Here is a 5338-nt window from a genome sequence, read left to right as displayed (position 1 = left end):
GGCCTGGCTGCGCGCCAACGCCGCCGCCGGCGCCGCGATGCAGCCGGCCGTCACCTGGATCGGCCACGCCACGGCGATGGTGCAGCTGGGTGGGCTCACGGTGCTGACCGACCCGATGTTCTCGCATCGGGCCTCGCCGCTGCCGCTGCTCGGCCCGCGGCGCCATGCGGCCCCGGGGCTGTCGCTGGCCGAACTGCCGCGCGTGGACCTGGTGCTGGTCTCGCACAACCACTACGACCATCTCGATGCGGCCTCCGTGGTCACGTTGAACCGGCAGCCCGGCGGCCCGCCGCTGTTCGTGGTGCCGCTCGGGCTCAAGACCTGGCTGGCGGCGCGCGGCATCACGCGCACCATCGAGCTGGACTGGTGGGACCGGCAGCGCCTCCAAGGCCCGAACGGTGCCGTCGAGGTGGCGCTGGTGCCGGCCCAGCACTGGTCCTCGCGCAGCCCGCGCGACGCCCTGGCCACGCTATGGGGCGGCTTCGCCGTGCTGGCGCCGGACTGCCACCTGCTGTTCACGGGCGACACCGGCTATTCGCGCGACTTCAGCGACATCCGCGCGCACTTCGCCGACCGGCAGAGCGACGAACTGGGCGGCGGCTTCGACATCGCCCTGATCCCGATCGGCTCCTACGCGCCGCGCTGGTTCATGCGCGACCAGCACGTGGATGTCGAGGAAGCGCTGCGCATCCATGTCGATCTCGGCGCCAAGCGCTCCCTCGGCATCCACTGGGGCGTGTTCCAGCTGACCGACGAGGCGCTCGACGAGCCGCCGCGCAGGCTCGCGGAACTGCGCGCCGCGCAGGGCATGGCAGAGGCGCAGTTCTTCGTGACGGCGATCGGCGAGACGCGCCGGCTGCCGCCGCGCGAGCCGATCATCCGGCCTTCCGGAACGTGAGGTTGATGCGGCAGTCACCCAGCAGCGGATGCTGCGCGTCCTTCAGGGGCAGCACGCCATGGAAGTTGAGCCGTGCCGGGCCGCCCCACACGACCACGTCGCCATGGGCCAGCGGCACCCGCTGCAGCGTGTCGGTGCGCCGGGTGCCGCCGAACTGGAACATGGCCGGGACGCCGAGCGATACCGAGACGATCGGCTGGCCGTGGTCGCGCTCGTCGCGGTCCTGGTGCAATGACAGCCGCGTGCCGGGCTGGTAGCGGTTGACCAGGCACGCGTCGGGCGCGAATCCCTCGAAGCCGGCCTCGGCCGCGGCTTCGGCCGCCAGTTGCGAGAACTCGGCCGGCATGCGCGGCCAGGGCCGCCCGCTGTCGGGATCGTTGACGTCGTAACGGTAGCCGCGGCGGTCGCTGACCCAGCCCAGCGCGCCGCAGTTGGTCATCGCCACCTGCATCCGGAAACCGCCCGGCGTGACCATGTGGCGGAACGGCGCCGCATCGACCACCCGTTGCACGGCCGCGAGCAAGGCAGCGTCGCGGTGGAGCGCGAATCGCCGCAGCACCACCGCGCCGGGCGCGAGCGGCTCGCGCCAGGGGGCTTCGGTCTCGAACAGGTCCGGCGTCATTCAAGCGGCGTCGTGGAAGATGATGCCGAGCGTATGCCGGCGGCCCGAGCGCACCTGGCTCACGCCATGCCGCAGGTTGACCCGGTAGACGCCGCGCGTGCCCTGCACCGGCCGCTGGTGCACCGCGATCACCGCCGCGTCGCCCTGGCGCAGCGGCAGCACCATCGGCCGCGACTGCATGCGCGGCCGCTGTTCGGTCAGGACGAATTCTCCGCCCGTGAAATCGCGGTCGGGCTCGGACAGCAACAGCACCAGCTGCAGCGGGAAGACATGCTCGCCGTACAGGTCCTGGTGCAGGCAGTTGTAGTCGCCCGGGCCGTACTGCAGCAGCAGCGGCGTCGGCCGCAGCTGCCCTGCCGCATGGCAGCGCGCGATGAACTCGGCATGCTGCGGCGGAAAGCGCACGTCGATGCCCATGGCCTGGTTCCAGCGGTTGGCGATGGGCACGAGCTGCGGGTAGACCGACTCGCGCAGGCCCGCGACCAGCGCCGGCAGCGGATGGTCGAAGTACTTGTACTCGCCGCGGCCGAAGCCGTGGCGCTCCATCACGACGCGGCTGCGAAACGCCGCCGATTCGGCATACAGCGCGGCCATCGAACGGCATTGGTCGGGCGTCAGCAGGCCCTGGATCATGGCGCTCCCCTGCGCATCGAGATCGTTGTCCACCTGCGCCCAGTCGACGCCATCCAGGTCCCGCGCACTCATGACGGCTCTGCCTCCCGACGCAGCAGCGCACCCTTGCGCTCCACGCCCCAACGGTAGCCCGAGAGGCTGCCGTCGCTGCGCACTACGCGGTGGCAGGGGATCGCCACCGCCAGGGTGTTGGCACCGCAGGCCTGGGCCACGGCGCGCGTCGACTTCGGCGCGCCGATGCGCTCGGCGATCTCGCTGTAGCTCGCGGTGGTGCCGGCGGGGATTTCGCGCAGCGCCTGCCAGACGCGCAGCTGGAAGGCCGTGCCGCGCAAGTCCAGCGGCAGGTCGAGCCCGAGGGCCGGGGCCTCGACGAAGCCGACCACCCGGGCGACCAAGGCCTCGAAGTCGGCATCGCCGCCGAGCAGCCGGGCCTTCGGGAACCGGTCCTGCAGCTCGCGCGCCAGCGCATCGGGATCGTCGCCCAGCGCGATCGCGCAGACCCCGCGATCGCTCTGCGCCACCAGGATCGAACCGAGCGCGCACTCGCCGATGGCGAAGCGGATCTCGGTGTCGGCCCCGCCGGCCCGCCAGGCCGTCGGCGTCATGCCGAGCGTCCAGTCGGCGTCCTCGTAGAAGCGGCCATTGGAGTTGTAGCCGGCGTTGTAGATCGCGCTCGTCACCGAGTCGCTGCGCACCAGCTCCTCGCGCACACGATGGGCCCGATGCGCCGCTGCGTAGGCCTTCGGGGTGAATCCCGTGACTTCCTTGAAGAGCCGGTGGAGATGGGAGGCGCTGAGGCCGGCGCGCGCCGCCAGTTCGTCGAGCGTGGGCGCCTGCTCGGCCTCTTCGATGAAGCGGCACAGCGCGGCGACCTGGGCGGCCCGCCGTTCGGGCCGCGCCGGCTGGTCGGGCTTGCAGCGCAGGCAGGGCCGGAAGCCGGCGCGCTCCGCATCGGCCGCCGTGGCGTGGAAGTCGACGTTCTCGGGCCGCGCCGCCCGAGCCCCGCACGAAGGCCGGCAGTACACGCCGGTGGTGCGGACCGAATAGAAGAAGCGGCCGTCGGCCGCCGGGTCGCGCGCGGCCACCGCCGCCCAGCGCGGATCGCTGGCCGTGGCGAGGGCCCGCATTTCATTGGCGTTGCTCATGTTCATGTTCGTCCTCTGCGTCGGTGTTGATCGGTGGATCCACTGTAGGAAAGGACGATCCGCTGCGCACTCCGTGTCTTGCTTTCGAATTCGACTGTAGGACCATGCCGGCAAGACGGTTTCTTCCGGCTTCGGCCTACGGCGCCAGTCCTGTCGCTTCGCTAGATTGGAGGCCACATGATGGATCGTCGTTCACTCCTTGCCGCCGGTGGCGCCTCGCTCGCGCTCGCCGCCCTCGGACTGCCCGCGGAGGCCCTGGCGGCCAATGGGCTCCAGCTCAGCCGGCCGGCGCCCTTCTCCTTCGAACGTCTTGTTGCACTGTCGAAGTCGCTGGCCGCCAAGCCCTACGCGGCCGACAACTCGCTGCCGCCCGACGTGCTGCAGCGCATCGACTACGACGCCCACGGCAAGATCAGGTTCGACACCGGCAACGCGCTGTTCCGCGACGGGCCGGGCCCGTTCCCCGTGACCTTCTTCCACCTGGGCCGCTACTTTCCGGCGCCGGTCCACATGTACGTGCTCGAGAGCGCTGGCAGCGACGTCTTCGCGCGCGAGATTCTCTACGACCCCGCCTATTTCACGATGCCGGCCGACAGCCCGGCCAGGCAGTTGCCGGGGGGCGCCGGCTTTGCGGGCTTCCGGCTGCAGGAAAGCCGCCTCGGCGATCAAGGCAAGCGGCCCTGGCAGAAGAACGACTGGGTGGCCTTCCTCGGCGCCTCCTACTTCCGCGCCATCGGCGAGCTCTACCAGTACGGCCTGTCGGCGCGCGGGATCGCGCTCGATGCCGCGGTGCCCGACCGGGCCGAGGAATTCCCGAACTTCACGCGCTTCTACTTCGAGCCGCCGGCCCCGGGCTCGGACGCCATGACGGTCTACGCCCTGCTCGAGGGCCCCGGCATCACGGGCGCCTACACCTTCGTCCTGCAGCGTGGCAAAGGCGTGCTGATGGACATCGACTGCCGCCTGTTCCTGCGCCGCGACGTCGCCCGCTTCGGCCTCACGCCGCTGACCTCGATGTACTGGTTCTCCGAGACCGTGAAGCCCACCGGCATCGACTGGCGCCCCGAGGTGCACGATTCGGACGGACTGGCGATGTGGAGCGGCGGCGGCGAGCGCATCTGGCGGCCGCTCAACAACCCGGCACAGACCCGGGCCTCCTCTTTCACCGACAACAACCCGAAGGGCTTCGGACTGCTGCAGCGCGACCGCGGCTTCGACCACTACCAGGACGGCGTCTACTACGAGAAGCGCCCGAGCCTCTGGGTCGAGCCGATCGGCGCCTGGGGCGAGGGTGCGGTACAGCTGATCGAGATCCCGACCGACGACGAGATCCACGACAACGTGCTGGCCTGCTGGGTGCCCAAGGCACCGGCCGCCGCCGGATCGAGCGTGGCGCTCAAGTACCGGCTCCACTGGAGCGCCGAGGAACCCTTCCCGTCGCCGCTGGCACGCTGTGTCGCCACCCGCATGGGGCGCGGCGGCCAGCCCGGCCAGCCGCGGCCGCGGGGCGTGCGCAAGTTCATGGTCGAGTTCATCGGCAAGCCGCTCGAATCGCTGCCCTTCGGCGTCAAGCCCGAACTGGTGCTGACCRCCGCGCGCGGCAAGTTCTCGTACATCTTCGCGGAGCCGGTGCCGAACGGCGTGCCGGGGCACTGGCGGGCCCAGTTCGACTTCACGCCCGAGGGCACGGAGCCGGTGGACATGCGGCTGTTCCTGAAGAACGGGGATCAGACCTTGTCTGAGACCTGGCTGTATCAGTATCAGCCGTTCTAGGGGCGTCCAGGGGGCTTGAGGCGCTCGTGCGTTGGGAGGGGCGCTCGTGCGTTGGGAGAGGCGCCCGGCACGCGGTACGGGCCGAGCGACCCCACTGCGCCGGCCCTTCGGGCTGCCTTGCGGTGCTCGCTCCAGGCGGGGTCCGCGCGAAACTCGCCTTCGGCTCAAACACGCGCGGCCCTTCTTCCGCCTGAAGCTGCGCTCCTCAGCGGCGCAGTGGGGATCGCCCGTCCCGCACCGCATGCCGGGCTCGGGGGTGTTCAAAGA

5 protein-coding genes are annotated in these 5338 nt (G+C 70.9%); 2 read left to right on the top strand and 3 right to left on the bottom strand.

The features are described from left to right. A partial coding sequence (locus tag AC1D2E_RS34565; RefSeq protein ID WP_478201584.1) for an MBL fold metallo-hydrolase occupies window positions 1-898 on the top strand: 898 nt, incomplete at its 5' end. On the opposite strand, the gene alkB is transcribed toward AC1D2E_RS34565, so the two are convergent. Genes alkB through ada form a run of 3 tightly spaced genes read right to left on the bottom strand, consistent with a single transcriptional unit; the run spans window position 876 to window position 3304 of the window. Then, complete coding sequence (gene alkB, locus AC1D2E_RS34560; protein ID WP_478201583.1) at window positions 876-1520, bottom strand: DNA oxidative demethylase AlkB; 645 nt, start codon at window positions 1518-1520, stop codon at window positions 876-878. The two genes, AC1D2E_RS34565 and alkB, sit on opposite strands and share 23 nt — an antisense overlap. After that, window positions 1521-2225 carry a 2OG-Fe(II) oxygenase gene (locus AC1D2E_RS34555; RefSeq protein WP_478201582.1) on the bottom strand — a complete coding sequence of 235 codons (705 nt, stop codon included), beginning with the start codon at window positions 2223-2225 and terminating at the stop codon, window positions 1521-1523. Further along, a complete protein-coding gene (gene ada, locus AC1D2E_RS34550; protein ID WP_478201581.1) occupies window positions 2222-3304 on the bottom strand; it encodes a bifunctional DNA-binding transcriptional regulator/O6-methylguanine-DNA methyltransferase Ada in 1083 nt (360 codons plus the stop codon). Before ada ends, AC1D2E_RS34555 begins: the two co-directional genes overlap by 4 nt. Window positions 3305-3475: 171 nt before the next feature. Between ada and AC1D2E_RS34545 the strand changes: the two genes are divergently transcribed. Further along, window positions 3476-5071, top strand: coding sequence for an OpgD/OpgG family glucan biosynthesis protein (locus AC1D2E_RS34545; RefSeq protein WP_478201580.1), 1596 nt, complete (start codon window positions 3476-3478; stop codon window positions 5069-5071). Window positions 5072-5338: the final 267 nt, after the last annotated feature.

Source organism: Variovorax sp. P1_H2 (assembly GCF_056405295.1).
This window is presented reverse-complemented; position numbering and strand designations above follow the sequence as displayed.

Coding starts and splice junctions, on each gene's coding strand:
- AC1D2E_RS34555 (WP_478201582.1), bottom strand. CDS start 2,225: ATGAGTGCGCGGGACCTGGATGGCGTCGACTGGGCGCAGGTGGACAAC.
- alkB (WP_478201583.1), bottom strand. CDS start 1,520: ATGACGCCGGACCTGTTCGAGACCGAAGCCCCCTGGCGCGAGCCGCTC.
- ada (WP_478201581.1), bottom strand. CDS start 3,304: ATGAACATGAGCAACGCCAATGAAATGCGGGCCCTCGCCACGGCCAGC.